Below are 26,559 nucleotides of genomic sequence, written 5' to 3'. Positions count from 1 at the left end.
CATCAAATTCAGTCAGACCAACTTTCGGGGCAGTAACTTAAGGTTTCTAAATCGGGTGACGGCTGTCTTTATTGTTGTGGGCAACACACGGTAGCTACAGGTCCTTGACCAGCCGCAGGGCATCGTAGATGGCCGCATGGGTATTGCGCGACGCCACTGCATCACCAATGCGGAACAACTGGAAGCGCCCTTCGGGGTTGCTGACAACGGTTTGCGGCTTGCCGACAATCAGGTCCATGTACTCCACAGCGCCTTCGTTGCTGGCCAGGGGTTTGAGTTCGAAATACAGCTCGTCCAGCGGCCGGGTGCCGTGGTTGACCACCACCTGGTCCACCAGGCGCGTTTTAGTCAGGTCGCTGTAATCGGTGCCGATCGTGGCCAGCAACTGGTCGCCTTGTTTCTCAACAGCCTTGAGCCGGTAGGTGACGGTGAAGGTGGTGTCCAGTTGCTGTAACGAGCGCATGTAGGGCACCAGGTTCATACCCATGACTTCTGGTGCGAACGAGCGGTCGGGGGTCATGATTTCGGTCTTGGCACCACTGCGGGCTATGAATTCTGCGGCTTGCAGGCCGGCGTGGTCGCCCGCATCGTCATACACCAGCACATTGCGCCCAGGCTTCACGTCGCCAGAAATGATGTCCCAGCTTGAAACCAGAAACTGATTGCCGTGGGCCAGCACTTCGGTGTGCGGCATGCCCCCGGTGGCCACGATCACCACGTCGGCATTTTCATCGAGCACAACCGCGGTGTCTGCCCAGGTGTTGAAGTGGAACGTCACGCCAAGGCGCTCGCATTGCGCCATGCGCCAATCGATGATGCTGATCATTTCTTTGCGCCGCTCGGACTGCGCGGTCAGGCGAATCTGCCCGCCGGGTTTGTCCGCCAGCTCGTACACCACCACCTCGTGGCCGCGCTCCCCTGCCACACGTGCCGCCTCCAGGCCACCAGGGCCGGCGCCCACAATCACCACTTTGCGCTTGTGCACCGCCTTGGGTATTTCATGGGGCATGGTGGTTTCACGCCCGGTCGCGGCATTGTGGATGCAATAGGCAGCGCCAGCGTTGTAAATGCGGTCCAGGCAATAGTTGGCGCCCACGCATGGGCGGATATCGTCTTCACGGCCTTCGATGATCTTGCGCACGATGTGCGGGTCGGTCATGTGCGCGCGGGTCATGCCGACCATGTCCACCAACCCCGAGGCAATGGCATGACGCGCCGTGGCCACGTCGGGAATCTTCGCTGCATGGAAGGTCGGGAAGCCGGTCAGCGCCCTGATTTCACCGGCAAAGTCCAGGTGCGGCGCATTGCGCATGCCCTGGATTGGGATGATGTCGGTCAGCCCGGCGTCGGTGGCGATATTGCCGCGGATCACATTAAGGAAGTCGATCATGCCACTGTCTTTCAACAGTTGAGAGATCTGCAAGCCCTCCTCTTTTTGCAGGCCACCGGCAAGCACTTCGTCCCCGGTGTAGCGGATGCCGACAATAAACTCGGGGCCCACGCGTTTGCGAATGGCCGTGAGCACATCGAAGGTGAAACGCAGGCGGTTTTGCAGCGAGCCGCCGTACGGCCCTTCCAGTTCGTTGGTCAGGGGCGACCAGAACTGGTCCATCAAGTGGCCGTAGGCTTGCAGCTCGATGCCATCCAGGCCGGCGGCCTTCATGCGTTCGGCGGCATCAGCGTAGTCGCCAATGATGCGGTCGATGTCCCAATGTTCCAGCTGCTTGGGGAAGGCGCGGTGTGCGGGTTCCTGGTTGTGGGAGGGTGACACCACCGGTAGCCAGTCGCCTTTGTCCCAGCGGGTACGCCGGCCCAGGTGAGTGAGCTGGATCATCACCGCCGCGCCATGTTCGTGGCACTCATCGGTCAGGTCTTTCATCCAGCCGACCACTTCGTCCTTGTAGGCCAGAATGTTGTTGAACACGGGTGGGCTGTCACGGGAGATCGCGGCGGAGCCTGCGGTCATGGTCATGGCTACGCCGGCTTTGGCACGCTCGACGTGGTAGGCCCGGTAGAGTTTTTTCGGCATCCCGTCTTCCGGGTAAGCCGGTTCGTGGGAAGTGGTGATGATGCGGTTGCGCAGGGTCAGATGCTTGAGGCGATAAGGCTGAAGTAGCGGATCGTTTTTCATATCGGTCTCGCAAACAGGTCATCAGGCAAGCCGACAATATGCCCCTCTGTACACAGGTGTCAATACTCTTGACGATGGTGTACAGTCGCCAAAAATAGCAGATTGAAAAGGGAGAAATGCCCATGAAAGGCGCCACCTCAAAGGCGGAACCCGCAGGCCGAGGCTCACTGGAAGGCTGGCTGAATGCGGCCTATGAAAGCCTGACCGAGTCAGGTGTCGATGCCGTGCGCGTGATGCCGCTGGCAAAAAAACTGAATTTGTCGCGCACCAGCTTCTACTGGTTTTTCGAAGACCGCGATGCCTTGCTCGTAGCCTTGATCGAGCAATGGAAAAACAAGAACACCTTCAACCTGGTGACCCAGTCCCAGGCCTATGCCGAGTCGATTACGGAGGCGATTCTCAACGTCTTCGACTGCTGGCTGAACAGCGAATTGTTCGACTCGCAATTCGAGTTCGCCATGCGCAGCTGGGCGCTGCAGTCACCGGAAGTGGCGCAGGAAATCGGCCAGGCAGACGCGCAACGCGTCGAGGCATTGCGGCAGATGTTTGACCGTTTCGGCTTTGAAGATGATGCAGCGATTACCCGCGCCCGGTCGATCTACCTTACGCAAATCGGCTACATCAGCATGAAAACCCGGGAGCCCTTGGCCCAGCGCATGCGCTACATCCCCGAGTACCTGAAGATTTTCACCGGCAGGGAGCCGGAGGCGCGTGAGCTGGAGCGCTTTTATCAGCGCAACGGTTTTAGCAGTGCCGATTTGAGCGCCTGACAAACACCGGGGCCTTTGCAAGCTTCAGGATTTGCGCACCTGTGGGCACGGGTTTGCCGGTGAACAGGGCGCAACCCGTGCCATCCCCTAGCCGTATTACCAGCTGTAACTCACCTTGGCCGTAACCTCACGCCCCGGGTTGTAATAGTTCGCCGTCCCCGACCCCACCACATGCTGCTCGTCAAACAGGTTGCTGACATTCAGGGCAAGGTCAGTCCCTTTGGCAATCTTGTAGTTCAAGGCCGCGTCAAACAGCGTGGTGCCATCGCTTTTCTTGGTGTTGGCAGCATCCATGTAATAACCACCAACGTACCTGGCACCGAGACCAACGCTCACATCAGTGTTGGCAATGTCGTAGTAGCTCCACAGCGAAGCCGTATGCTTCGGCGCCACAGTGAATTCCTTGCCTTTGAGCGAACTGCCGTCATACAGCGCACCGCGCAGCACCTCGGTTTCCATGTAGGAATAGGCACCGATCAGGCTGAGGTTTTGCGTGACTTGCGCCTTGGCTTCCAGGTCCAGGCCACGGGCACGTGACTCGCCCACCGTCTGCTGCTCGATGATGCCGCTCGGCAGCACCACGGCGATGGTGACGTTTTCCTGGGTCAGGTCGTAAACAGCAGCAGAGAACAACGCATCCATGCCCAGTGGCGAGTACTTCACACCCACTTCGTACTGCCTGCCGGTCTGCGGCGTTACGCCAACCTGCGGAGGCGAAACCGATTCCACCATGCTCACATAAGTGGAGACTTCATCGTTGACGATGTAAGTCAGCGCGCCACGGTAGGACGTTTCAGAGAAGTTGTCGCTTTGCCTGCTCACCCCGCCGACGTACTCCGTGCTGGACAGGTCCATGGAGTCATTACGCACACCCGCTGTAGCGATCAAGCGGTCATAGAAGGACAGGTTCTGCTGCAGGAACACGGCCTTGGTGGTGGCGTCGTTCTTCTTGCGGGTATAGGGCGTGATGCCGCCCGGCACGCCGGTGAACACTGGGTTGGCGATATCGATGGAGGGCGCCAGGCTGTATACGGAGCTCTGTTTGGTGGTGGAGTCGAGGTATTCCACACCCACCAGGGTGCTGCTGTCGATGTGCTCGAACTGGGCATCGTATTGCAGCATCAGGTTGCCGTTGAGCTGATCGGCATCGCTGTCGGTGCCGAACACGTAGCGCGGTATGGTGGTGCCAACCCGCGAAGCGCTGTCGCTCAGGTAGACATAGCCAAAGTCATCGCTCAGCTCGCTGTAGCGCAGGTTGCCGCGCAGCGTGAAGCCGTTGTCGAAGTCGTGGGTGATGTTGCCGCTGAGGCTGGTGCGCTCGACATCGTGGAAGTTGTAGCCAGGCTCGCCGTAGAAATCGCTGCGGTCGTATTCCTTGTCCAGTGGGTAGCCACCGCTGTTTGGCGAGCTGTTGGTCTTCAGGTAGTCGAGGATCATGGTCGCCGAAGTGAAGTCGGTAGGCGCCCAGGTCAGGCCGCCCATCACGAACCGGTTATCGTCCTGCGAGTGGTCGTACTCACGGTCGCTGTTCTGCATCTTGGCAGTAAAGCGGCCGGCCAGCGTCTGTTCGTCGTTCAGGGCGTCGCCGACATCGATCCCTGTCTCGGCGTGGTCATACGAGCCGTAGGTCACGTAGCCCTGGCCAAATTTTTCGAAGCGCGGCTGTTTGGTCACGAAGTTGACCGAGCCGCCTGGGTCTGCCGGGCCGAACAGGGTGGAGTTGGCGCCGCGCAGAATTTCGATGCGCTCGTAGGCGAACGGGTCTTCGCGCACACCACGCATCGAGCTCAAGGTCAGGCCGTCACGGTAAGTGGTGGCTTGGAAGCCGCGGATCTGGAAGTAGTCGTTGCGGTCGTCCGAGCCGTAGAAGTCGCTGACCACACCTGGGGTGTATTGCAGCGCCTCTTCCGTGGTGCTGACGCTGCGCTGCTGCATTTCCTTGTTGGTAACCACAGACACGGAAGCGGGCGTGTTGAGGATGCTGGTCGCCACCTTGCCGCCCACCCACAGTTCCTTGGCAACCACCGAGTTGGTGTCATCGTCGGCGCTGGCCTTGACCTTGGCATTGATGATGACGGGCGCCAGGCGGTAGTCCTCGGTCGCGCCCAGTTCCAGCGGGCCGGCCGGCTTTGGCTGGGGTACCACCAGGTAAGCACTCGGGCCTTGCTGCTCAGCCTGAAGCTCGGTCCCCTGCAACAACGACGAGAGTGCAGCCGACGTGCCCAACGCGCCCTGCACGCCCGCCGTGTTGCGGTTGGCTACGCTCTGTGCGTCGAAGGACAGGCTGATACCGGCCTGGCGCGCAAAGTGGTCAAGCGCCGGCGCCAGTGGGCCACCAGGAATGTTCCATTGCTGGACCTGGTTGTTGTGCTCAGCGGTTGCTGCTTGCGCAAACGCAGGCAGCGCAGCGCTGCTGACAACCAGGCCCAGGAAAGCAGCGTGCACAGCACGGCTCAAAGGATGGCGCTGTGAAACCGGGGTCAAACTCATTTTCTCGCTCCGTAGAGGGGTCGGCGGGCTGGCCTGTATTCCGGCCTTCTCTACAAGCCGAACGAGAATGAGAAAACACCTCATTTATTTTTCGGGTAGCGGGAGGCACCACATCGCGGGCGCCTCCAGCACTTAAACGTTATTCACTATCGCGGTTCGCAAACGGGTCAAACTCGGGGTCGTTCAACTTCAGGATGTGGTTCTTGATGGCATAACCGGCCAGCTCGATGTATTCCATATAGAAGTCTTTACCCAGTTGCCGCAGCGGTGAGCCCTTCAATGAATCAGCGACAGCTTTTACCGTTATGGTCCCGGATTGTTCAGCGATGATTTCCACACTGTGCACACGCTTTTCAGGGTGGTCATAGGGCTTCTGGTACCAGCTCGCGATCTGATACTGGATATCCTCTCTTTCCAGCGCCTGATACAGATGGCTGGCAAACGCGATGCTGGTTTCGCGAATCAGGCCTGGGTCGATATCGCGCTTTTCAAGTAGCGTTTCAGTGGGTTGATAAGCAACATAAAGCAGGTCGGCGATGGTGAAGCCCGGCATCGGCGGGAAAACGCCTGGCGGTAGTTGGTCCGCCGGGATTGATAGCTGGTCGGAATAGTCGTCGTTGTGCACGGGAAGCTCCTTGCCTCGGCATAGTTTTACTGGCCAGCGCCAGCCTCATCCACGCGCCATTGCTGGCGCGCAGTGAAATGACATTTTCCGGTTGTATTAGTTGCGCGCAAGGGTGAAATAACTGCGGTCAGCTACCTACTCATCCGAGTGCGGTTTCAAAGCGGTTTTGCCGGTGTGGATACAGGCCTTTTACAGGGGTTGGCTTTGCGCCAGTAGCGTTTCCTGCATAGCGGGCAGCGGGCGGCTCAGCAGCACGCCCACCACCACTGCGAACACCAGCGCTGCAAGGCCCGCAACCTGCAACACGGCCTCGAAGCCACCCATGAACGCCTGGCGGGCCAAGGGTGCCACCGCTTCACGCAAGCCCGGATCAAGCAGCGCCAGGGCCGCCTGCAGGTCGCCCGCCGCTACCCGCGTGGCCATCGCAGCAACCTGGCCCACTTGCGATGGCGCTACGGCAACCAGGGCTTCGTGAAGCAATTGCCCGCTGCGGGCGGCCAGTACGCCACCCAGTAAACCGATAGCCAGGACGATGGCCCCGAAGCGCGTAGTTGTACTCAACCCGGAAGCCATCCCGGTACGCTGGCGTGGCACGCACGCCATGATGTTTTTCTGGGTGTCGCCATTTAGCAGCCCGGCACCTGCCCCCAGCACCAGGCTGGCCAGGGCGAAGGCTGCATAGCCGCCAAACCCGGCGGCCCAGGCACACAGCAGGTTGCCCACCCCCACCAGCACCAGGCCAAAGGCGAATACCTGCGCCGGGCTCAAGTGCGCCGCCAGGCGCATGCCCAAGCGCGGGGTCAGCAACATGGCCACAGCAAACGGCAGCATGCCGGCCCCGGCTGCCAATGCGGACAGTTGCAGGCCGTTTTGCAGGTACAGCGGCAGCAAAGTCATCATCACCTGGGCGCAAGCGGCGTACGCGAACATGCCCAGCAAGGCGCCGACGAAACGCCCGCTGCGCATCAGCCGCAGGTCGATCATCGGCCGTGCCTGGCTGCGCTCGACCATGACGAACAGGCCGAACAGGAAGGCGCTGATCACCAGCCGCCCAAGGGTTTGCGCGCTGCCCCAGCCCACCTGGTTGGCATCGATCATCGCCCAGATCAGGTAGCCCAGGCTGCCGGCGAAGGTCAGGCTGCCCCATGGGTCGAGCCGGGCTGCGGCACTGTCGCGGGATTCCTCGACACTGCGCATCACCATCACTGCAAGCAGCGCTACCAGCGGCAGGTTGATGTAGAAGATCCAGCGCCAGCCCAGGGTGCTGGCGATTATCCCGCCTAACAGCGGCGCAAAGGTGATGGTGGCGCCCATGCAGGCACCCCAGAAAGCCCAGGCGCGCATGCGCTCTTGCGGCTCATGAAAGCGGTTACCGATCGCGGCCAGGGCCGAGGTCAGCAACAACGCAGCCCCCACACCCTTGGCGGCCCTGGCCAGGTCAAGGAACAGCAGGCTGGGCGCGGCACCACACGCCAGCGAGGCCAAACCGAACAGCACCAGGCCGAGCAGCAGCATGCGCCGCCGGCCAAAACGGTCGGCCAGGCTGCCGGCGGGCAACAGGCAGGCGGCGAAGGCCAGCAGGTAGGCGCTGACCACCCATTCGATGTCGGCGAACGAGCCGGACAGGTCGCGAGCGATACTGGGCAGGCTGACCGCGACGATGTTGGTGTCGAGAATGATCAGGGCGCAAACCAGAGAGGCAGTGAGCAGGGTAAAACGTGCAGAGGGCATGATGGGGCTCCGGAAGCTGAGCTGGCTGGTTTGAAGTGCCTTTAACCTGCGGGATCGCCGGGACCGCTGCGCGCTCCATCGCCGGCAAGCCAGCTCCCACAGGGGCCGCGTCGTGTTCGAGGTTGCGCAATACCTGTAGGAGCTGGCTTGCCGGCGATGGACCGCACAGCGGTCCCTGCAATTGCACAGGCAGGCTTTGCCGCCAAGCCACCAGCCTTGTAGTGTTGGCCTTACCATACCCCCGCCTGCGCCAAGGCTTGTTAGCCCCGGCGGCTCGCGTCATTACCCTGTAGGTAACACCCATGGAAATCCGCCATTTCCGCTATTTCCTTTGCGTCGCCCGCCACGGCCACTTCACCCGTGCCGCCGAGCAACTGGGCATCGCCCCGCCCACCCTCAGCCGGCAGATCCAGGACATGGAGCGCGAACTGGGCGTACGCCTGTTCGAGCGCAGCCAGCGCGAGGTCAACCTGACCGCCGCCGGCCAGGCGCTGTTGATCGAGGCGGAGCACGCCGTGCGCCAGTTCGATGCGGCGCAACTGGGCGCCCAAAAGGCCGCCCGTGGCGAAAGCGGGCGTATCGAACTGGGCTACGTTGCCTCGGCCGCCTACTCGGGCATGCTCCAGCAGCAAGTCAGCCGCTATAGCGAAACCTGCCCTGGCGTGCGCCTGAATATCCGTGAACTGCCCATGGCCGAACTGCCCGGCATGGTCCGCGACGGCTTGCTCGACCTTGCCTACGTGCGCTCACCGATGGAGCTGCCTGACGAATTGGAAGCCATCGCCTTGCATCAGGAAGGTTTCGTTCTCGCCCTGCCCGCCAGCTCGCGGATCAACGAAGTGCCGCAGATCCCGGCCTCGCGCCTGGCCAACGAAACCTTCATCCTGCCCGAGCAGATTTCCGGCACGCTGGAAGTGGCGGCGCAAGGTGGTTTCGTTCCCAGGCTTGGCCCACAACCCGGCAGCCTGGTGGCCGTGATTACCTTGGTATCCCTTGGGCAAGGCATTGCCGTAGTCCCGGCATCGGTGGTGCAGCGCATTAATCTGCCGCAGGTGAATTACCGGCAGATCGTCGATTGCCAGGCCAGTTCGTGGCTGAGCCTGATCCACCGGCGGTTCGAAAAAGCGCCGGCAGTGATGAGGTACATCGAGATGATGAAGGCCTGACAGTCGCCCTGAAAAACAAAGGGCACCATCCACGGGTGCCCCTCGCCTTACCGCATGGTGAACTCAATCACCCCATCGACCGCGCCCCCACCGGTTGCGCATGGCCGCGCGAGGTCACGATCCCCAGGAAGGAAATCACGATCGCCAGGCCCAGTGTGGAACTCACCTCCACCCGGTGCTCGGGCGTGTACATCATCACTGCCAGCGCCCCGGCAATGAAGACGATCACCGCCCAGGTCAGGTACGGGAACAGCCACATGCGGAACTTCAGCTCGGTGTTCTCCCGCTCCAGGCGGCGGCGCATGCGCAGCTGCGAGATGGCGATGACCATGTACACCAGCAGGGCGATGGCACCAGAGCTGGCCAGCAGGAATTCAAACACCCCCTTGGGCGCAAAGTAGTTGAGGATGGCGATGGCTGCGCCGATCAGGGTACTGCCAAACACTGCAGCGCGCGGTACGCCAACTCTGGAGGTCTTGTTGAGGAAGGCCGGGGCGTCACCGCGCTTGGCCAGCGAATACATCATCCGCGAAGCAATGTAGATCGACGAGTTCATGCAGCTGGTCACCGCCACCAGCACCACCAGGTCGACCATGAACGACGCATTGGGGATGTTCATGATTTCCAGCGCACGCTGGTACGAGCCAACCACCGCCAACTGCGGGTCGTTCCACGGCACCACCGAGATGATCACGAAGATCGACAGGATGTAGAAGGTGCTGATACGCCAGATCACCGAGCGGGTGGCTTTGGCGATGTTGCGCGACGGGTCGCTGGATTCGGACGCGGCGATGGTCACCGCCTCGGTGCCGATGAAGCTGAACATCACGGTGATGAACGCACCGACCACTGCCGACCAGCCCTTCGGTGCAAAGCCGCCGTACTCGGCCATCAGCCCGCTCAGGCCGCTGACCTCGCGGTTGGGCAGCCAGCCCATCAGCGCGGCAAAGCCCAGGCCGATGAAACCCAGAATCGCCGTAACCTTCAGGATGGCGAACCAGAACTCGAACTCACCGTACTTGGCCACGCTGAACAGGTTGGTGCAGGCCAGCAGCAGCACCGAGGCCAGGGCGAAGATCCAGCTGTCTACCTGGGGGAACCAGGCGTTCAGCACATGCCCGGCAGCCAGCGCTTCGATAGGGATTACCAACACCCAGAACCACCAGTACAGCCAACCGATGGTGTAGCCGGCCCAGCGGCCGATGGCCTGGTCGGCGTAGGTGGAAAACGATCCGGTGTCAGGGTGTGCCACGGCCATTTCGCCGAGCATGCGCATGACCAGTACCACCAGGGTTCCGGCCACGAAATAAGAAACTATGGTTGCTGGCCCGGCCGCCGCGATGGCGTGACCAGAGCCTACGAAAAGTCCGGCGCCGATGATGCCGGCGATGGACAGCATCGTTACATGACGAGGCTTGAAACCTTGTGCAAGGTTGCCATCAGATCCCACGGTGCTCATTGATGTTGTTCTCTTTTTGCTGACACAAGGAAGGACGGGCAGGCTTAGGCGAAAATATCTCCTTTCAAATCAGTAAGTCGACAGGCTGCTCGCGCGCTGTTGTTGATCTTTGGCGCGCATCACAGAGCAACGTGTCCGTGCGGTTCGGGCTTCATTTAAGCCTTGCAGGGCTGCGGGAAATTACACGAGAACGCCCCGGAACTGTTCGATCACGACAGGGCAGTTCCATTACCGCCAGATGTCGCGAATGGCATGCCCGATCACGCCACCGGGCCATCTGACGCTTTTGTTTTTCATTTGGATGTGTGTTGCCAGTGCCGGCCTCTTCGCGGGTGAACCCGCTCCCACAGGGTCACCACAAGCTTCAAGACTTGCACCGTACCTGTGGGAGCGGGTTCACCCGCGAAGGGGCCGGCGCAGGTACCACCCTTTTTCAGCCACCCACAAAAAAGCCCCGGTCACCCGGGGCTGTCTTTGCACTGCGGGGCCTGTAACCGCCTCAACGCACCAGGCAAGGCCGCTTGTTATCGAAGCGCCACCCCGAAATCAGATACTGCATCGCCACGCTGTCATCCCGCGCCCCCAAACCCATGTTGCGGTAGCACTCATGGGCCTTGGCCAACTGATCCTCATCCAGCTCCACCCCCAGCCCCGGCCGGGCCGGTACCCGCACATGGCCGTCGACGATGCGCAGCGGCTCACGGGTCAGGCGCTGGCCGTCCTGCCAGATCCAGTGGGTGTCGATCGCGGTAATCTCGCCCGGCGCCGCAGCCGCCACCTGGGTGAACATCGCCAGCGAAATGTCGAAGTGGTTGTTCGAATGCGAGCCCCAGGTCAGCCCCCAGTCATTGCACATCTGCGCTACCCGTACCGAACCTTGCAAGGTCCAGAAGTGCGGGTCGGCCAGCGGAATATCCAATGCCTGCGACTGGATCGCATGGCCCATCTGCCGCCAGTCGGTGGCAATCATGTTGGTGGCGGTGGGCAGGCCGGTGGCCCGGCGGAACTCGGCCATCACCTCCCGGCCCGAATAACCGTTCTCGGCACCGCAGGGGTCTTCGGCATAGGCCAGCACGTGATGCTTGTCGCGACACAGGGCAATGGCCTCTTTTAGTGACCAGGCGCCGTTAGGGTCGAGAGTGATACGGGCTTCCGGGAAGCGCTCGGCCAGCGCCGTGACTGCTTCCATCTCCTCTTCACCACGCAGCACACCGCCCTTGAGCTTGAAGTCGCTGAAGCCATAGCGCTGCTCGGCCGCTTCGGCCAGGCGCACCACCGCATCCGGGGTCAAGGCCTTCTCGTGGCGCACGCGGAACCAGTCGTCATCGGCATCGGCCTCGTTGCGGTAGGCCAGGTCGGTCTGCTGGCGGTCGCCGATGTAGAACAGGTAACCCAGCATCTTCACCGCATCGCGCTGCTGCCCCTCGCCCAGCAGGGCCGCCATGGGCACGTTGAGGTGCTGGCCAAGCAGGTCGAGCAGCGCCGACTCGATGGCCGTTACCGCATGCACGGTAATGCGCAGGTCGAAGGTTTGCAGGCCACGACCCGCCGAGTCACGGCTGGCAAAGGTCTGGCGCATGGCATTGAGCACGCGCTGGTAGTGGCCGATCGGCTGGCCGACTACCAGGCTGCGGGCGTCTTCCAGGGTCTGGCGAATCTGTTCACCGCCAGGCACCTCGCCCAGCCCGGTATTGCCAGAGCTGTCGCGCAGCACTACCACGTTGCGGGTGAAATACGGGCCATGGGCGCCACTGAGGTTCAGCAGCATGCTGTCATGGCCGGCCACGGGGATAACGCGCAGTTCGGTGACCACCGGGGTGCTGGTATGAACGGCGGGATTGGTCTGCATATTCATGATTGTTGTCTCGCAGTATTCAGTGGGTCTGGCCCAGGGCCGAGGGGGCCTTGAGGTCATCGGACGAGGTGCCCTTTGGGCGAGTGCGAACGAAGAAGATGGCAATGGCCGCCAGCACCGAGGTCACGGCCAGGCCATATAGCCCACCCTGGATCGAGCCGGTCTGCTGCTCCAGCAGGCCGAAGGTGGTGGGGGCAACAAAGCCGCCGAGGTTGCCGACCGAGTTGATCAGGGCGATCACTGCTGCCGCGATGCGGGCATCCAGGTAACCCTGCGGGATTGGCCAGAACAGTGACGATGCCGACTTGAAACCGATGGCCGCGAAGCACACGGCGACAAAGGCGAACACCGGCCCACCGGTGGTGGACATGAACATGCCAATGGCGGCGACCACCAGGGCACCGGCTACCCAGGCCTGCTGGAACTTCCAGCGCGCGGAGCCGGCGGCAAAGGCGTACATGGCCAGGATCGAGATCAGCCACGGGATCGAGTTGAAGAAGCCGACCTGCAGGTCGCTGAGGTCACCCATGCGTTTGATGATGCTGGGCAGCCAGAAGGTGGCAGCGTAGATGGTCAACTGAATGCAGAAGTAGATCACACAGAACAGCACGATCTGGCGATCCTTGAGCAGGCTCCAGGCCGAAGCCTTGACCGTGCCAACAGCTTCGCGCTCACGCTGCTCGCGGTCGATGGTGGCTACCAGCGCGTCCTGCTCGGCCTGGCTCAACCATTTGGCATCCTGTGGTTTGGAATCCAGCCAGAAAAACACGAAGAAGCACAAGGCGACCGAGGCCATTCCTTCGATGAACAGCACCCACTGCCAGCCATGCATGCCCAGGCCCTGGATCTGCATCAACGCCCCGGCCAGCGGCCCGGAAATCAGCGAAGCCAGCGCCGAACCGCTGAGGAAAATGGCAATCGCCTTGCCGCGCTCGGCGCCTGGCAGCCAGCGGGTGAAGTAGTAGATCACCCCAGGGAAGAAGCCCGCCTCGGCAACCCCCAGCAGAAACCGCAGCACGTAGAACTGGGTTTCGTTCTGCACAAAAGCCATGGCCGTGGCCACCAGCCCCCAGGTGAACATGATGCGGGTCAGCCAAAGCCGCGCCCCCACTTTTTGCAGCAGCATGTTCGAAGGCACTTCGAACAACGCGTAGCCAATGAAGAACAAGCCGGCGCCAAAGCCATAGGCCGCAGCGCTGATGCCCAGGTCGCTTTCCAGGTGCGGGCGGATAAAGCCGATATTGACGCGGTCGAGGTAGTTGACGATGAACATGATGACGAACAGCGGCAGGACATGACGCTTGACCTTGGCCACGGCACTGGCCAGGGCGTCGCCGTCATGCCGGGCAGACGGAGCGAGGGTGTCGTTCACTTGCAAATCTCCCACTAATTGTTTTTGTGCGAGTCTGGGTTGTCTGACATGGCAGTGGGGATGAGCATATGCGCGGCGAGGTTGTACGACAAGATCAACAATGTCGGCAAAACAGCGAAATACAAGCTGTCACAATGCCAATATGCTGCGATATTTCAAAAAAGGAGAAGTTAAATGCCAGCTTGGAGGCAGAAAAAATCGGCAAAAAATAATTTGATGGATTAACTTGTCGTACAAGCTCAGCGCGAAACGGATCACACCATGGAACCCGAACACGCCCGCAAACGCGGCCACAGCCGCGCCCATGACCTGGTCTCCAGCCTGACCCAGCAGATTTTGCTGGGCACCTTCAAGCCGGGTGACAAATTGCCTTCAGAGAACACGCTGGTGCGCGAGCATGGCGTCAGCCGCACGGTGGTGCGTGAAGCCTTATCCAAGTTGCAGGCCTCCGGGCTGGTGGAGCCGCGCCACGGTATCGGTACCTTCGTGATGGAGCGCCAGGCCCAGGCCGGGCTGCGCATCGCGGCGGAAAGCGCGGCGAATGTGCGCGACCTGCTGGAGCTGCGCATTGGCCTGGAAGGCCAGGCCGCCGCCCTGGCTGCGCTGCGCCGTGACGAGGGGCACCTGGCACGCATGCGCCAGGCACTGGATGACTATCAGGACCTGGCTGCCGCCGGCGACAGCTGCATCGAGGCCGACCGGCGTTTTCACCTGCTGATTGCCGAGGCTACCGGCAACCTGTACTTCACCGAGATGCTGCTGCAACTGGGCAACAGCCTGATCCCGCGCAACCGCATGGCCCTGGCCGAACGCGGCGGGGCGAAGCTGGCCAGGCAGGCGTACCTGGCCAACCTGGAGCATGAGGCAATCCTCAATGCCATCCGCCGGCAAGACCCGGATGCAGCGCGGGCGGCGGTCTGCCTGCACTTGTCCAACAGCCGCGACCGGATGCTGCCGGACTAGGGCCGCTGCGCAGCCCTTCGCGGGCACGCCCGCTCCCACAGGTACCGCGTATGGGCAGGGCCTGTGGGAATCCAGCCCTTACCAGGTCAGGCAGATCTTGCCGAAATGCCGGTTGCTTTCCTGGTAGCGGAACGCCTCGACGATCTGCTCCAGTTCAAAGTGCTTGTCCACCACCGGCCGCAGGCCGTTGGCATCAATCGCCCGCACCATCGCCTGCTGCTGGGCGCGGCTGCCCACCAGCACACCTTGCAGGCGAATCTGCCGCACCAGCGCCTGCACCAACGGCAGCTGCCCGGCCACGCCGGTAAGGATGCCGATCAGCGACACATGCCCACCGATGCGCGCGGCGATCATCGACTGCTCCAGCGTCGCCGGGCCGCCCACTTCGATCACATGGTCGACGCCGCGGTTGCCGGTGAGCGCGCGCACTTTCTCGCCCCAGGCCGGGGTACTCTTGTAGTTGATCAGGTGATCGGCGCCCAACGCTTTCAGACGCTCCAGCTTGGCGTCGCTGGACGACGTGGCGATCACGGTGGCGCCGGCCAGCTTGGCGAACTGCAGGGCGAAGATCGACACACCACCGGTGCCCTGCACCAGCACCGTGTCGCCAGGCTTGAGGTGGTCGTCGCTCATCAGCGCACGCCAGGCGGTAAGGCCAGCCGTGGTCAGGGTAGCGGCTTCGGCATGGCTGAAGCCTTTGGGCGCCAGGGTGAAGGCGGTGACGCGGGCAGTGACCTGCTCACGGGCATAACCATCGAGGCCGTCGCCGGGTACCCTGCCAAAGCCTTCGACGTTGGCCTGGCCGTCGAGCCAGTCAGGGAAGAAGGTGCTGACCACATCGTCGCCGACCTGGAACTCGCTGACGCCTTCGCCCACCGCAACCACTTCGCCAGCGCCATCGGCCATGGGGATACGCCGCTCGCTCGGGCCCCACATGCCGCTGACCACGGCAAAATCGTGGTAGTTGAGGGAGCTGGCGTGCAGGCGCACGGTGATTTCGCCGGCCTTGGGGGCCTGGGCCTCGCTGGTGCCGACCTCGACCTTGTCGTAGCCGCCGCCGGGTTGTACGTAGATGGCCTTGCTGGTCATGGGTGGGTCTCCGTATCAGAGGAAAGAATGGGGTTCAGCATAGACAGGTCCGGCACCACAGACCTGAGACTTGCTCAATACCTGTGGGAGCGGGCATGCCCGCGAAGAGGCCCGCATTGCCGACACAAGAATCAGCCCAGCATCACCTTCAGCGCTCGGCAATCGGCCGCATGCCAATCCACCAGCTCCGGCCATGGGTTATCCGGCAGGTTCACCAGCACCGTGCGTGCGCCTGCAGCACGCCCACAGTCCAGGTCAAACCGGTAATCCCCCACCATCACCAGCTCGCCCGGCGCCACGCCCCAGGCACTGGCAATCTTCAGCAGCCCATCCGGGCTTGGCTTGGGCGCCGCTTCGTCACGCCCAAGAATGTGCTCCTCAGGGAAGCAGTCTGCCAGGCCGATGGCCTCCAGCGTCACATGCGCCAGCTCGCGGGCATTGCGCGTCAGGATGCCCAGCCGGCACCCGCGCCCGGCCAACTCGCGCACCAGTTCCACCGCCCCGGTGGCCGCCGTGGAGGCAACCGCCAGGTCACGTTCGTGCTCCAGCAACCAGGCATGCTTGGCCGCTGCGACGTCTGCCGGCAGGGCCGCCAGGTGGGTGAGGATGTCATGCTCGGCCGGGATGTCCAACGCCACGCGAATGGCGTCGAAATCATGCACGGCCACGGTCAGGGTGCCGTCCATGTCGAACACCCAGTTACGCACCTCGCCCAGGCTCATGCCCAGTCCTTGCGATGGCGAATCAGGCCTTCCTGGCTCGACGATGCCACCAGTTGCCCGGCCTGGTTGAAGATGCTGCCGCGGCAGAAACCGCGGGAATTCCCGGCCCAGGGGCTGTCGGTTGCGTAAAGCAGCCACTCGTCGGCGCGCAGGTTGCCATGGAACCACAGCGAATGGTCGAGGCTGGCGATCTGCATGTCGCGCTGCCACACCGACTTGCCATGGGGCAGCAACGCCGTGGTCAGCAGGCCGAAGTCCGAGGCATAGGCCAGCAGGTACTTGTGCAGGGCGGGTACGTCGGGCAGGTTGCCGTCGGCGCGGAACCAGGCGTACTTCACCGGGTCGCCGGGCTTGGGGTTGAACGGGTCGCGCTCGGTGACCGGGCGGATCTCGATCGGCTTGGCGCACAGCACTTTGTCGCGAATACGCTCGGGCAACTGGTCGGCCATGGCGCGGGCCAGCTCCACCTCGGTGGGCAGGTTTTCCGGGCCGACCACGTCAGGCATTTGCGCCTGGTGCTCGAACCCTTCCTCGTCGTACTGGAACGACGCGCTGCAGGTGAAGATGGTCTGGCCCTTCTGGATCGCCGTCACCCGACGGGTGCTGAAGCTGCCGCCATCGCGCACGCGGTCCACCGAGTACACCACCGGCAGGCTGGCATCGCCCGGGCGCAGAAAGTAGCCGTGCAACGAATGCACATGGCGAGCGTCCTCGACTGTCTGGCTGGCCGCCGACAACGATTGGCCCAGCACCTGCCCACCGTACAGCTGACGGAAGCCCAGGTCCTGGCTGCGTCCACGGAACAGGTTCTCCTCGATGGATTCGAGGCTCAACAGGTCGACCAGGTCGTCCAACACATGACTCATTGGGGGTTCTCCTCGCAAGGCAACACGTCTCTACAGCGCTCGTTATGAAGGCAAATGATACAGGGTTTGTCATTCGCACCGGGCATGGCCGTGCATTCAGGCGCGCAGGGTGCGCTCCCAATGGGCGCGGTCGATGCGGTAAAGCACATGCGGGCGCAACGGGTGCCCCACGGGCAGGCGGGGGTGTTCGAAGCTGCCGTTCAGGTCCTGCTGCATGCCGATGGCCTGCATCACCTTCTGCGACGGCAAGTTGCTCTCGCTAGTGAATGACACCACCTCTTCCAGGCGCAATTGGGCGAAAGCACAACGCAGGCAGGTCCACGCCGCCTCGCTGGCAAAGCCCAGGCCCCAGTGGCGACGTGCCAGGCGCCAGCCGATTTCCACTGCCGGGGCAAAGGGTGCCTCGAAGTTGACATTGAGCAACCCGGTCATGCCGATGAACGCGCCGCTGTCCTTGCGCTCCAGCGCCCACAGGCCAAAGCCGTACTCATTCAAATGCCCGCGCACCCGGCCGATCAACGCAGCCGCCTCAACGCGCGTCAGCGGCGCCGGAAAGTAGCGCATCACCTGTGGGTCGGCGCACAGCGCGGCGAACTCGCGCAAATCATCGTCATGCCATTGGCGCAGCACCAGCCGTGCGCTTTCCAGTTGGAGGATGGGGGTCATGGGGCCTGCTCCGGTTTACCGCCTTGCAGTTTACAGCGTAGGCGCGGGCGCGGGTTTCACCCAGCCGGCAGCAGCCAAATGCAATTTTCACACGCCCTTCACCGGCCCCCGACAGGCCGCTTGGCAGGATGCCGCCATCCACCTCCGCGCTAGCCGCGGCACTGCCAACGGAGCAACGCATGCTATCGAGCAACACCCTGGGGCACCCTGCCATTCATGCCCGGCGCAAGCGGCGCCTGTCACGCAAGGCCCTCGGTGCCGCCCTTGGCCTGTGCATGGTCGTGGCGGCGTTGACCACCTGGCTGGCGACGAGGACGCATATCGTGGACCTTGGTAACGAGCAACAACTGAGTGACAGCGGCCTGTTGCAGGACTGGGCCGACGGCGCTGTGATCGTGATGATCCGCCACGCCGAACGCTGCGACAGCGCCCCCGGGCCCTGCCTGGACGACCCCACCGGCATCACCGTGGCCGGCAGCCAGGCCGCTGGCCGCGTTGGCCAGGGGCTGCACCAACTGGGCCTGAACAACGCCGACATGCTCAGCAGCCCGAAACTGCGCACCCGGCAAACCGCGCATTTCATCCTCGGCCAGGCGGTGGCCAGCGAGGATTGGCTGGAAGGCTGTGACAACCAGTTTGCCAGTGAAGCACTGTCACGCAAGCGCCCCGGCCACAACCTGGTGCTGGTGACCCACAACGGCTGCATCGACCACTTCGCCCGCCAGCAGAACGTTACCGGTGGCGAGCGCCAGAGTGGCTACGCCAGCGCCCTGTTCGTGTCGGTGGATGGCAACGGCAAGGCACGCATCCTCGGGCGCCTGAACGAGCCCGACTGGCAACGCGTACTGGCCAGCACCGGCAAATAGCATTCCCCTGCTCCGGCCTCATCGCCGGCAAGCCAGCTCCCACAGGTTCCCCATGGCCTTCGAGGCTTGTGCATTACCTGTGGGAGCTGGCTTGCCGGCGATTGGGCAGCAAAGCTGCCCCGCCCATGGCAAGATCAGCACTGGCCCTGATTGCGACCCCATCCATGCCGTTGCCGCTGATCTACCACGAAGACTACAGCCCGGAGTTCCCCGCCGAACACCGCTTCCCGATGGACAAGTTCCGCCTGCTGCATGACCACCTGGTCGACAGCGGGCTGACCACCGACCAGGCATTGCTGCGCCCGGACATCTGCCCCAACGACATCCTCGCCCTGGCCCACGACCGTGGCTATATCGAGCGCTACATGAACGGCGACCTGTCCCGCGAGGACCAGCGTCGCCTCGGCCTGCCCTGGAGCGAAGCCCTGGCCCGGCGCACGGTCCGTGCAGTGGGTGGCTCGCTGCTGACCGCCGAGATGGCGCTGCAACATGGCATCGCCTGCCACCTCGCCGGTGGCACACACCATGCCCATTACGACCACCCCGCCGGCTTCTGCATCTTCAACGACCTGGCCGTGATCAGCCGCTACCTGCTGGAGGCTGGCCGGGTACACCGGGTATTGATCTTCGACTGCGATGTGCACCAGGGCGACGGCACCGCGCGCATCCTGCACGACACCCCAGAGGCCATCACCGTGTCGTTGCATTGCGAGCAGAACTTCCCGGCCCGCAAGGCGCAGAGCGACTGGGACATTCCCCTGCCCCGTGGCATGGGCGACGCGGCCTACCTGAAGGTAGTGGATGACACCCTCAACTACCTGCTGCCGCTCTATCAACCCGACCTGGTGCTGTATGACGCCGGCGTCGATGTGCACAAGGACGACGCGCTGGGCTACCTGCAACTGACCGACGCCGGCCTGGCCGCCCGTGACGAAGCGGTGCTGCGCCACTGCCTGGGCCGTGACATTCCGGTGGTTGGCGTGATCGGCGGCGGCTACAGCAAAGACCGCGAAGCGTTGGCCAGGCGCCATGGCATCCTTCACCACAGCGCGGCACGTGTCATGGGTTGTTCACAATGACTGTGGAACCGCTTGTGGATAACCTGAGCGAAAGGCGCTGTAGCCCTTTGCCTGCAAGGCCTGCAGCAACCTGATCATTTTTTGATCAGTGCTTCCATGGGCAGCGCTGCGGTAGAATGCGCATCTTTTCCACAGCCTGCTGCCCACCATGCCCGATCTGAACCCCGCCTCCCCTCCTCTTGCCGTCGTCATCGGTGGCGGCCCCGCCGGCCTCATGGCCGCCGAAGCGCTGGCCCAGGCAGGCCTGGCGGTCGAGGTGTTCGACGCCATGGCTTCGGTGGGGCGCAAGTTCCTGCTGGCGGGTGTTGGCGGCATGAACATCACCCACTCCGAGCCGTACCCGGCGTTCGTTTCACGCTATGCCGAGCGCCAGGGCGAAGTCGATGCGCTGCTGCGCGGCTTCGACGCCGACGCCTTGCGCCAGTGGATTCACGGCCTGGGCATCGAAACCTTCGTCGGCACCTCGGGGCGGGTGTTCCCCACCGACATGAAAGCCGCCCCCCTGCTGCGCGCCTGGCTCAAGCGGCTGCGCGACTCCGGGGTAGTTATCCACACCCGGCACCGCTGGTTGGGCTGGAATGCCGATGGTACCTTACGGATCGCTTATCCACAGGGCGAGCGCGCGGTAAAGGCTGCCGTGGTGGTACTGGCGCTGGGTGGCGGCAGTTGGGCGCGACTGGGTTCGGATGGCGCCTGGCAGCCATTGCTGGCCGCACGGGCTGTGGATATCTCGCCTTTGCAGCCCAGCAACTGCGGGTTTGAGGTGGAAGGCTGGAGCGCATTGCTGAAGGAAAAATTCGCGGGCGCACCGCTGAAGAACATTGCCCTCAGCGTCCCCGGCAGCGCGCCGCGCAAGGGCGAGTTCATCCTCACCGCCCAAGGTGTGGAAGGCAGCCTGGTGTATGCCTGGTCGGCGCCGGTGCGCGAGGCCATCAACCGCGAAGGCCGAGGGGTACTGCTGCTCGACCTGCTGCCAGACAAGCCTGTGGACAAAATTGCCCAGGCACTGGCCAAGCCACGCGGTTCGCGCTCCATGGCCAAGCATCTGCACAGCCAACTGGGGATTGATGGCGTCAAGGCGGCGCTGCTGCGCGAGCTGACCGATCAGGCGACCTTTGCCGACCCACTGGTGCTGGCCCGGGCGATCAAGGCCTTGCCGATCACATTGGTGCGAACGCGGCCACTGGATGAAGCGATCAGCAGTGCCGGCGGGGTACGCTTCGAGGGGCTGGATGAGGGGTTGATGGTCAAGGGCATGCCGGGGGTGTTCTGTGCCGGCGAGATGCTGGACTGGGAGGCGCCGACCGGGGGGTATCTGCTGACGGCTTGCTTTGCCAGCGGGTTGCGCGCCGGGCGGGCGGCGGCGGATTGGGTTACGCGGGTTTCCTGACAGATTTTGGGGCCGCAAAGCGGCCCCAAAATCTCAAGGCTTACGCTTACGCGGCCCACCATTGAAGCTCGGCACCTTGCGCACCGCCTTCACCGCCGGCTCCGGGTCCCCACTGTCCATCCAGCGCCCCAGCCCGCGCTTGGCGCTGTTCTCTTTCGGCTTTTTGGGTTTCTTCGGCTTCTTGATCACCTGGCCACTGGCGTCGGTCATCGGCACCCGGTGATCAGGGATGAAATCCGGCTCTTCGTGGCGTGGCAGGGTCTGCCGGGTAAGCACTTCAATAGCCCCCAGCAACTGCACTTCATCCGCGCACACCAGCGAAATCGCCTCGCCCTTGTTACCCGCCCGCCCGGTACGCCCGATGCGGTGCACGTAATCCTCGGCGACGATCGGCAGGTCGAAGTTGACCACCAGCGGCAGGTCGTCGATATCCAGGCCACGGGCCGCCACGTCGGTCGCCACCAGCACCTGAATCTCGCGGGCCTTGAAGCTGTCCAGCGCACGCTGGCGGGTGGCCTGCGGGCGGTCACCGTGGATGCCGTCGGCGTTCACGCCTTCGGCCAGCAAGCGCGCCACCAGCTGGTCGACGCCGTTACGGGTCTTGGCAAACACCAGCACCTGCGTCCAGCGCTGCTTGCGCAGCAGGTGGCAGAACAGGTCTTCCTTGCGCTTCTTGTCCACAGGCACCAGCCACTGTTTGACGCTGGTCGCGGTGGCGTTGCGCGGGCTCACTTCGATACTGAGCGGGTCGTTCAAGGCCAGCCCCGCCAGCACGCGAATCTGGTCAGAGAACGTGGCAGAAAACAACAGCGTCTGGCGCTTGCGGGGCAGCGCGGCGTACACCGACTGCAGTTCTTCGGCAAAGCCCAGGTCGAGCATGCGGTCAGCTTCGTCCAGCACCAGGGTCTGCACCTGGTTGAACTTCACCGCGTTCTGCCGGAACAGGTCGAGCAAGCGGCCCGGGGTGGCCACCAACAGGTCGACGCCACGGCGCAGGCGCATCATCTGCGGGTTGATGCTGACGCCGCCGTACACCGCGTAAGTGCTCAGCGGCAGGTTCTCGGCGTACTCGCGCACGTTGTTGTGCACCTGCTCGGCCAGCTCACGGGTAGGCACCAGCACCAGCGCGCGGATCGAGTTGCTGGCCACCTTCTCGCCCTCCAGCGCCAGGCGCTGCAGCACGGGCAGGGCAAAGCCTGCGGTCTTGCCGGTACCGGTCTGCGCTGCGGCCATCAGGTCGCGGCCGGCCAGCACGGCGGGGATGGCCTTGGCCTGCACCGGGGTCGGGGTGGTGTAGTCCAGCTGCTGCAGGGTGCGCAGCAGTGGTTCGATCAGGCCGAGTTTGGCGAAATTCATGGCAATACCGTCAGGGGGTTCAGCGAAGGCGGCAAGTTTACCGCATCACCCCCGCCTACTTGCAGATTTCACCTTTCAACGGCTGCGCAGGCTGGGGTGCCTTGCGCCACTGTGGCAGGCCAATCAGCACCACCGCACCGATGATCACCGCCATGGCCACGCACTCTTCAGCGCCAATCTGTTCGCCGGCAAAGACAATGCCCAGCAACACGGCAACCGCCGGGTTGACGTAGGCATAGCTGGTGGCCGCCGCCGGGCGTACATGCTTGAGCAGGTACATGTAGGCACTGAACGCCAGGATCGAGCCGAAGAACACCAGGTAGGCCAACGCCCCCCAGCCGGCTGCGGTCGGCATCTGCGTCATGCGCTCACCAGACAGCACGCTGCCCAGCAACAGCGCCGCACCGCCCACCAGCATTTCCGCAGCGCTGGCCATCGGCCCCTGGGGCAACGGCAATGTCTTGCTCCATACCGAGCCGAACGCCCACGACGCCGCCGCGAAAATGATCAGTGCCGCACCCATCGGGCTTGCCTGCAAGTTGGAACCCAGGTTCAGCAGGCCGATACCCACCAGCCCCAAGGCAATCCCCGCCCACTCCAGCCTCGAGTTACGGTGACCGAATAGTAGGCCGAAAAGCAAGGTGAACAATGGCACTGTGGCCACTGCCAGTGCCGCCACGCCCGATGCCACCCCGGCATGTTCGGCCACGGTCACGCCGCCGTTGCCACAGCTGAGCAGCAGAAAACCGACTGCCCCTGCCGCCCGCCACTGCGCCCAGGTCGGCGCCGGCGCACCGCGCCAGCGCAGAAAACCGTACAGCAGGCCGCCAGCAATCACGAAGCGCACCCCGGCCATGAGCATCGGCGGCCAGCTCTCTACCCCAATGCGAATGAACAGGTAGGTGGAGCCCCAGACCAGGTACAAGGCCAGGAAAGCACCAATGAGCAACAGCGGGAAGCGACGGGAGGCAGGCATGGAAAAACTCGAAATCCGTTTACGGGTAATTCAGTTTAACGGCCTACCTGGGTGAAGTTACGCTACAGAACGGGCTCAAATGAGCGGCACACTTTTGGTGCGCCCGGCTTGGGTTGAGGAGGGATCACCGGAATTTGGCCAGGGTTTCGCGAACCTTTGCGGCAGGCACTTTCTGCAGGCGGCAAAGCAGGCCGTGGGACAGTTCCTGGATACCGTGGGCCTGGCGCAGTTCGCCTACCAGGTGTTGCAGCAAGTTGGCCGCCATCTCGGCATCGGCCATGGCCCGGTGCGCGGTACCGGTATCCGGCAGGCCGGCCCAGCGGGTCAGGGTGCCCAGTTTGTGGTTCGGTGCCATCGGCAGCAGGCGCCGGGACAGCAGCAGGGAGCAGGCAAAAGACTGGCTACGGCTACGGCCAATGCGGCTCAGTTCGTAGTCCCAGAACTTCTGGTCGAAGGCAGCGTTGTGCGCCAGCAACGGGGTGGCCCCGACGAACTCGGCGACTTCGTTCATTACCTTGTCCACCGGCGGCGCACTGCGCAGCATGGCGGTGGTAATGCCGGTCAGCCCGGCGACAAAGGCAGGTACCGGCACGCCGGCGTTCATCAGGCTCTGGTAGCGCTCGACGATGCGCCCGCCTTCCAGCATCACCACCGCCACTTCGGTGGCGCGGCAGCCGGCGCCAGGGTTGATGCCGGTAGTTTCAAAGTCGATTACAGCAATACGTTCCATCAAAGGGCCTCAATGTTTGAGCAATAGCTTACCCTCGATGGGCACATAACGGGTGGCCGCACGGATCAACGACAATGCGGTAAGCCCTGGCACCCCATACACGACGGCCTCTGTACCGTGGCGCTGGATCACCCGTTCCAGCAACAGGTCGAAGTCACCATCGCCAGAGGCGAGCACCACCTGGTCAACCCGGCTGGCCGCGTCGATCACATCCAGGGTAATCCCCACATCCCAGTCCCCTTTGGCCGAGCCATCGCTGCGCTGGATGAAGGGTTTGAGGCGCACATCGAAACCCAGGTTGCGCAAAATTTGCTGGAACTGCTGCTGCTTGCTGTCGCCACGGTCGATGGCATAAGCCACCGCTTCGACAATCTGGCCTTCACGGCTGACGTCGGCCCACAACGCGGTGTAGTTGAAATGGCAGCCGTGGGCCTGGCGCACGGTGTAGTAGAGGTTCTGCACATCGGCGAACAGCGCGATCTTTTTCACCTGGGAACCTCATGTCTGGCCTGGAATACCGGGGGCTGCTGCACAGCCCTTCGCGGGCACGCCCGCTCCCACAGGTGTCGTACATGTCACTGTGGGAGCGGGCGTGCCCGCGAAGGGGCGCAAAGCGCCCCCAAAATTGCCAGCAGTATGCCAGACCTGTCAGACGTACGAATCGTCGTCCGAGAAGAACCCGCCGTCGTCGCTGCCGTAATCGGTGTTGGCATAACCGCCCTGGTCACTGCCCCAACCACCGTTGTCAGCCACTTGCTGCTGCCCGCCCTGGTCGTTCCAGCCGCCGCTATCACTAGCGGGTACTGGCTCTTCCTTGATCACCTCGACCACCTCTTCCGGCTGCGAGTTGTGGCTGAACATGCTGTTGATGCCTTGCGCCAGCAACACGCCACCGGCCACACCGGCGGCGGTCTGCATGGCCCCACCGAGGAAGCTGCTGGCACCGCCGCGCGCCGGCGCGGCGCCAAAGCCAGGCTGCTGCTGAGGCTGGGGGAAGCCCGGCGCCGACGGCTCGCGCCAGCCACCGCCGGGTGCTACCGGCGGCGTCGAAGGGCGCTGAGGCTGCACAGCCGGGGCCGCATTGCGCCCGCCCGAGCCAAAGATGCTGGACAAGAAGCCCCCACCACCGTTGCCTGGTGCGCTGGTACCGGCTTGTGCAGCCTCAGCCCGGGCGCGGGCCTGCTTCAGCTCGGCCTCCAGCTGCTTGTTCTGCTCGTCGAGGCGCTTGATTGCCGCCTCCTGCACCAGGATGGCCTGGGCCATGTAGTAAGGCGCCGCCGGCTGCTGGCGCAGGTGTTGCTCGATGCACGCCTGGGCCTGCGCGTCACGCGGCTGGCTCGGGTCTTCGGCTTGCCTGATACGGCCGAACAGGCCGTCGATCAGGGTTTGTTCTTCAGTGTTCATGGGCGACCTCGTGGGTAGCGGGACAACGGACAGCGTCAAAGATGGGGTGTAGCGGCGCGGGATTCAATCACTGGCGCCGTGAAACTTTTTTCAGCAAGTGCCAGCCCCACGCCTGCTTTGGGCTAAAGTTATGCCCCTGTTTTTACTGCCATGCGATGTTGACTGATGAATCCGCTGAGCGTTCTGCGCGACTCCCTGTACTTCTTCCGCCGCCACCTGCCGAACATCCTCCAGCTGTGCCTGCCGTTGGTGGTACTGGAAGCCTTGCTCACCCAGCTGCTGTACCGGCAGATGGGTGACCAGGCATCGCCGGCCTACGGCATGCTGGTCAGCCTGCTGTTCTACCCGCTGTACAGTGCGGCACTGATTCTTTACCTGCACACCCGCAGCAACGGCCAGGACATCGGCAAGCGCGACCTGTTCGCCCGCGCCTTGCAGCTATGGCCGCAACTGGCCCTGCTGATCCTGATCAGCTCGCTGCTGATCATGGCCGGCCTGGCGCTGTTCATCTTCCCGGGCGTGTGGATCATGATCAACCTGGTGTTCGCCGAGTACCTGCTGGTGCTGCGCGGCCTGCCGGTGGTGCAGTCGATGCGCGAAAGCGCACGCATGACCACCGGGCACTTCATGCGCATCATGATCTGTGTGGTAGCGGTACTGGCACCGATCTGGCTGATCGATGGGCTGCTGCTGATGGCCTTCCCCGAGCCATCGCCCGGCATGGAGCTGGCCATGGACAGCCTCAGCGGCTTCCTGCAGCTGTTCAGCACCGTGGTGCTGTACCGCCTGTTCATGCTGCTGGAGGGCGAAGCCGGGGCGTGATGCCCAGCCCTGCGGTGCGGCCAGGCAGCAC

At 63.2% G+C, this 26,559-nt stretch carries 23 protein-coding genes; 7 read left to right on the top strand and 16 right to left on the bottom strand.

What is annotated here, in order from left to right; genetic code table 11:
• Positions 1–94 precede the first annotated feature (94 nt).
• Complete coding sequence (locus JOY50_RS21910; protein ID WP_059395873.1) at positions 95–2,131, bottom strand: NADH:flavin oxidoreductase; 2,037 nt, start codon at positions 2,129–2,131, stop codon at positions 95–97.
• 122 nt (positions 2,132–2,253) lie between these two features.
• On the opposite strand from JOY50_RS21910, the gene JOY50_RS21905 reads away from it, so the two are divergent.
• Positions 2,254–2,901, top strand: coding sequence for a TetR/AcrR family transcriptional regulator (locus JOY50_RS21905; RefSeq protein ID WP_243055832.1), 648 nt, complete (start codon positions 2,254–2,256; stop codon positions 2,899–2,901).
• A gap of 96 nt (positions 2,902–2,997) precedes the next feature.
• On the opposite strand, the gene JOY50_RS21900 is transcribed toward JOY50_RS21905, so the two are convergent.
• From JOY50_RS21900 to JOY50_RS21890, 3 genes are all read right to left on the bottom strand, one after another.
• On the bottom strand, positions 2,998–5,391 hold the full coding sequence (locus JOY50_RS21900; RefSeq protein ID WP_243055831.1) for a TonB-dependent siderophore receptor: 2,394 nt from the start codon (positions 5,389–5,391) through the stop codon (positions 2,998–3,000).
• Positions 5,392–5,530: 139 nt separating this feature from the next.
• Complete coding sequence (locus JOY50_RS21895; RefSeq protein ID WP_243055829.1) at positions 5,531–6,016, bottom strand: hypothetical protein; 486 nt, start codon at positions 6,014–6,016, stop codon at positions 5,531–5,533.
• A gap of 189 nt (positions 6,017–6,205) precedes the next feature.
• Positions 6,206–7,747 (bottom strand): MFS transporter, encoded by a 1,542-nt coding sequence (locus JOY50_RS21890; RefSeq protein WP_243055828.1) that lies wholly within the window; start codon positions 7,745–7,747, stop codon positions 6,206–6,208.
• A 302-nt stretch (positions 7,748–8,049) separates the two neighbouring features.
• Here JOY50_RS21890 and JOY50_RS21885 point away from each other — a divergent pair, with 302 nt between their 5' ends.
• Positions 8,050–8,913: a LysR family transcriptional regulator gene (locus JOY50_RS21885; RefSeq protein ID WP_132844326.1), complete on the top strand. Its 864-nt coding sequence runs from the start codon at positions 8,050–8,052 to the stop codon at positions 8,911–8,913.
• A gap of 67 nt (positions 8,914–8,980) precedes the next feature.
• On the opposite strand, the gene JOY50_RS21880 is transcribed toward JOY50_RS21885, so the two are convergent.
• The 3 genes from JOY50_RS21880 to JOY50_RS21870 form a co-directional block, all read right to left on the bottom strand.
• Positions 8,981–10,372, bottom strand: coding sequence for an amino acid permease (locus JOY50_RS21880; protein ID WP_243055826.1), 1,392 nt, complete (start codon positions 10,370–10,372; stop codon positions 8,981–8,983).
• Positions 10,373–10,871: 499 nt separating this feature from the next.
• Positions 10,872–12,227, bottom strand: coding sequence for a glucarate dehydratase (gene gudD, locus JOY50_RS21875; protein ID WP_243055825.1), 1,356 nt, complete (start codon positions 12,225–12,227; stop codon positions 10,872–10,874).
• A gap of 19 nt (positions 12,228–12,246) precedes the next feature.
• Entirely contained in the window at positions 12,247–13,599 is a 1,353-nt protein-coding gene (locus tag JOY50_RS21870) for an MFS transporter (protein ID WP_243055824.1), read from the bottom strand.
• A gap of 261 nt (positions 13,600–13,860) precedes the next feature.
• On the opposite strand from JOY50_RS21870, the gene JOY50_RS21865 reads away from it, so the two are divergent.
• Positions 13,861–14,562 carry a FadR/GntR family transcriptional regulator gene (locus JOY50_RS21865; RefSeq protein WP_243055822.1) on the top strand — a complete coding sequence of 234 codons (702 nt, stop codon included), beginning with the start codon at positions 13,861–13,863 and terminating at the stop codon, positions 14,560–14,562.
• A gap of 78 nt (positions 14,563–14,640) precedes the next feature.
• Here JOY50_RS21865 and JOY50_RS21860 read toward each other — a convergent pair whose 3' ends face one another.
• From JOY50_RS21860 to JOY50_RS21845, 4 genes are all read right to left on the bottom strand, one after another.
• Entirely contained in the window at positions 14,641–15,651 is a 1,011-nt protein-coding gene (locus JOY50_RS21860; protein ID WP_243055820.1) for an NAD(P)-dependent alcohol dehydrogenase, read from the bottom strand.
• A 131-nt stretch (positions 15,652–15,782) separates the two neighbouring features.
• Positions 15,783–16,373, bottom strand: a complete 591-nt coding sequence (locus tag JOY50_RS21855; RefSeq protein ID WP_132844310.1) for an HAD family hydrolase — start codon at positions 16,371–16,373, stop codon at positions 15,783–15,785.
• Positions 16,370–17,239 (bottom strand): acyl-CoA thioesterase II, encoded by an 870-nt coding sequence (tesB, locus tag JOY50_RS21850; RefSeq protein ID WP_028614112.1) that lies wholly within the window; start codon positions 17,237–17,239, stop codon positions 16,370–16,372. Before tesB ends, JOY50_RS21855 begins: the two co-directional genes overlap by 4 nt.
• A 96-nt stretch (positions 17,240–17,335) precedes the next feature.
• Positions 17,336–17,905 carry a GNAT family N-acetyltransferase gene (locus tag JOY50_RS21845; RefSeq protein WP_243055819.1) on the bottom strand — a complete coding sequence of 190 codons (570 nt, stop codon included), beginning with the start codon at positions 17,903–17,905 and terminating at the stop codon, positions 17,336–17,338.
• Positions 17,906–18,084: 179 nt separating this feature from the next.
• Between JOY50_RS21845 and JOY50_RS21840 the strand changes: the two genes are divergently transcribed.
• The 3 genes from JOY50_RS21840 to JOY50_RS21830 all read left to right on the top strand — a co-directional run bounded on the left by JOY50_RS21840 (position 18,085) and on the right by JOY50_RS21830 (position 21,240).
• A complete protein-coding gene (locus JOY50_RS21840; RefSeq protein WP_132844307.1) occupies positions 18,085–18,771 on the top strand; it encodes a histidine phosphatase family protein in 687 nt (228 codons plus the stop codon).
• 164 nt (positions 18,772–18,935) lie between these two features.
• The gene (locus tag JOY50_RS21835) at positions 18,936–19,850 is read left to right on the top strand and encodes a histone deacetylase (RefSeq protein ID WP_132844441.1); all 915 of its coding nucleotides are present in this window, start codon (positions 18,936–18,938) and stop codon (positions 19,848–19,850) included.
• A gap of 148 nt (positions 19,851–19,998) precedes the next feature.
• Positions 19,999–21,240 carry a TIGR03862 family flavoprotein gene (locus JOY50_RS21830; protein WP_243055817.1) on the top strand — a complete coding sequence of 414 codons (1,242 nt, stop codon included), beginning with the start codon at positions 19,999–20,001 and terminating at the stop codon, positions 21,238–21,240.
• A 33-nt stretch (positions 21,241–21,273) separates the two neighbouring features.
• On the opposite strand, the gene JOY50_RS21825 is transcribed toward JOY50_RS21830, so the two are convergent.
• From JOY50_RS21825 to JOY50_RS21805, 5 genes are all read right to left on the bottom strand, one after another.
• A complete protein-coding gene (locus JOY50_RS21825; RefSeq protein ID WP_132844301.1) occupies positions 21,274–22,596 on the bottom strand; it encodes a DEAD/DEAH box helicase in 1,323 nt (440 codons plus the stop codon).
• 55 nt (positions 22,597–22,651) lie between these two features.
• The gene (gene yedA, locus JOY50_RS21820; protein ID WP_138737621.1) at positions 22,652–23,572 is read right to left on the bottom strand and encodes a drug/metabolite exporter YedA; all 921 of its coding nucleotides are present in this window, start codon (positions 23,570–23,572) and stop codon (positions 22,652–22,654) included.
• A 124-nt stretch (positions 23,573–23,696) separates the two neighbouring features.
• The gene (locus JOY50_RS21815; protein WP_243055816.1) at positions 23,697–24,302 is read right to left on the bottom strand and encodes a PolC-type DNA polymerase III; all 606 of its coding nucleotides are present in this window, start codon (positions 24,300–24,302) and stop codon (positions 23,697–23,699) included.
• A 9-nt stretch (positions 24,303–24,311) separates the two neighbouring features.
• Positions 24,312–24,791 carry an NYN domain-containing protein gene (locus JOY50_RS21810; protein ID WP_016489324.1) on the bottom strand — a complete coding sequence of 160 codons (480 nt, stop codon included), beginning with the start codon at positions 24,789–24,791 and terminating at the stop codon, positions 24,312–24,314.
• Positions 24,792–24,950: 159 nt separating this feature from the next.
• On the bottom strand, positions 24,951–25,706 hold the full coding sequence (locus tag JOY50_RS21805; protein WP_243055815.1) for a DUF2076 domain-containing protein: 756 nt from the start codon (positions 25,704–25,706) through the stop codon (positions 24,951–24,953).
• Positions 25,707–25,871: 165 nt separating this feature from the next.
• Here JOY50_RS21805 and JOY50_RS21800 point away from each other — a divergent pair, with 165 nt between their 5' ends.
• Entirely contained in the window at positions 25,872–26,528 is a 657-nt protein-coding gene (locus JOY50_RS21800) for a YciC family protein (RefSeq protein WP_019471733.1), read from the top strand.
• Positions 26,529–26,559: the final 31 nt, after the last annotated feature.

It is taken from the genome of Pseudomonas sp. BP01 (genome assembly GCF_022760795.1).
In the GTDB taxonomy this organism is placed as follows: Bacteria; Pseudomonadota; Gammaproteobacteria; order Pseudomonadales; family Pseudomonadaceae; genus Aquipseudomonas; species Aquipseudomonas putida_Q.
This window is presented reverse-complemented; position numbering and strand designations above follow the sequence as displayed.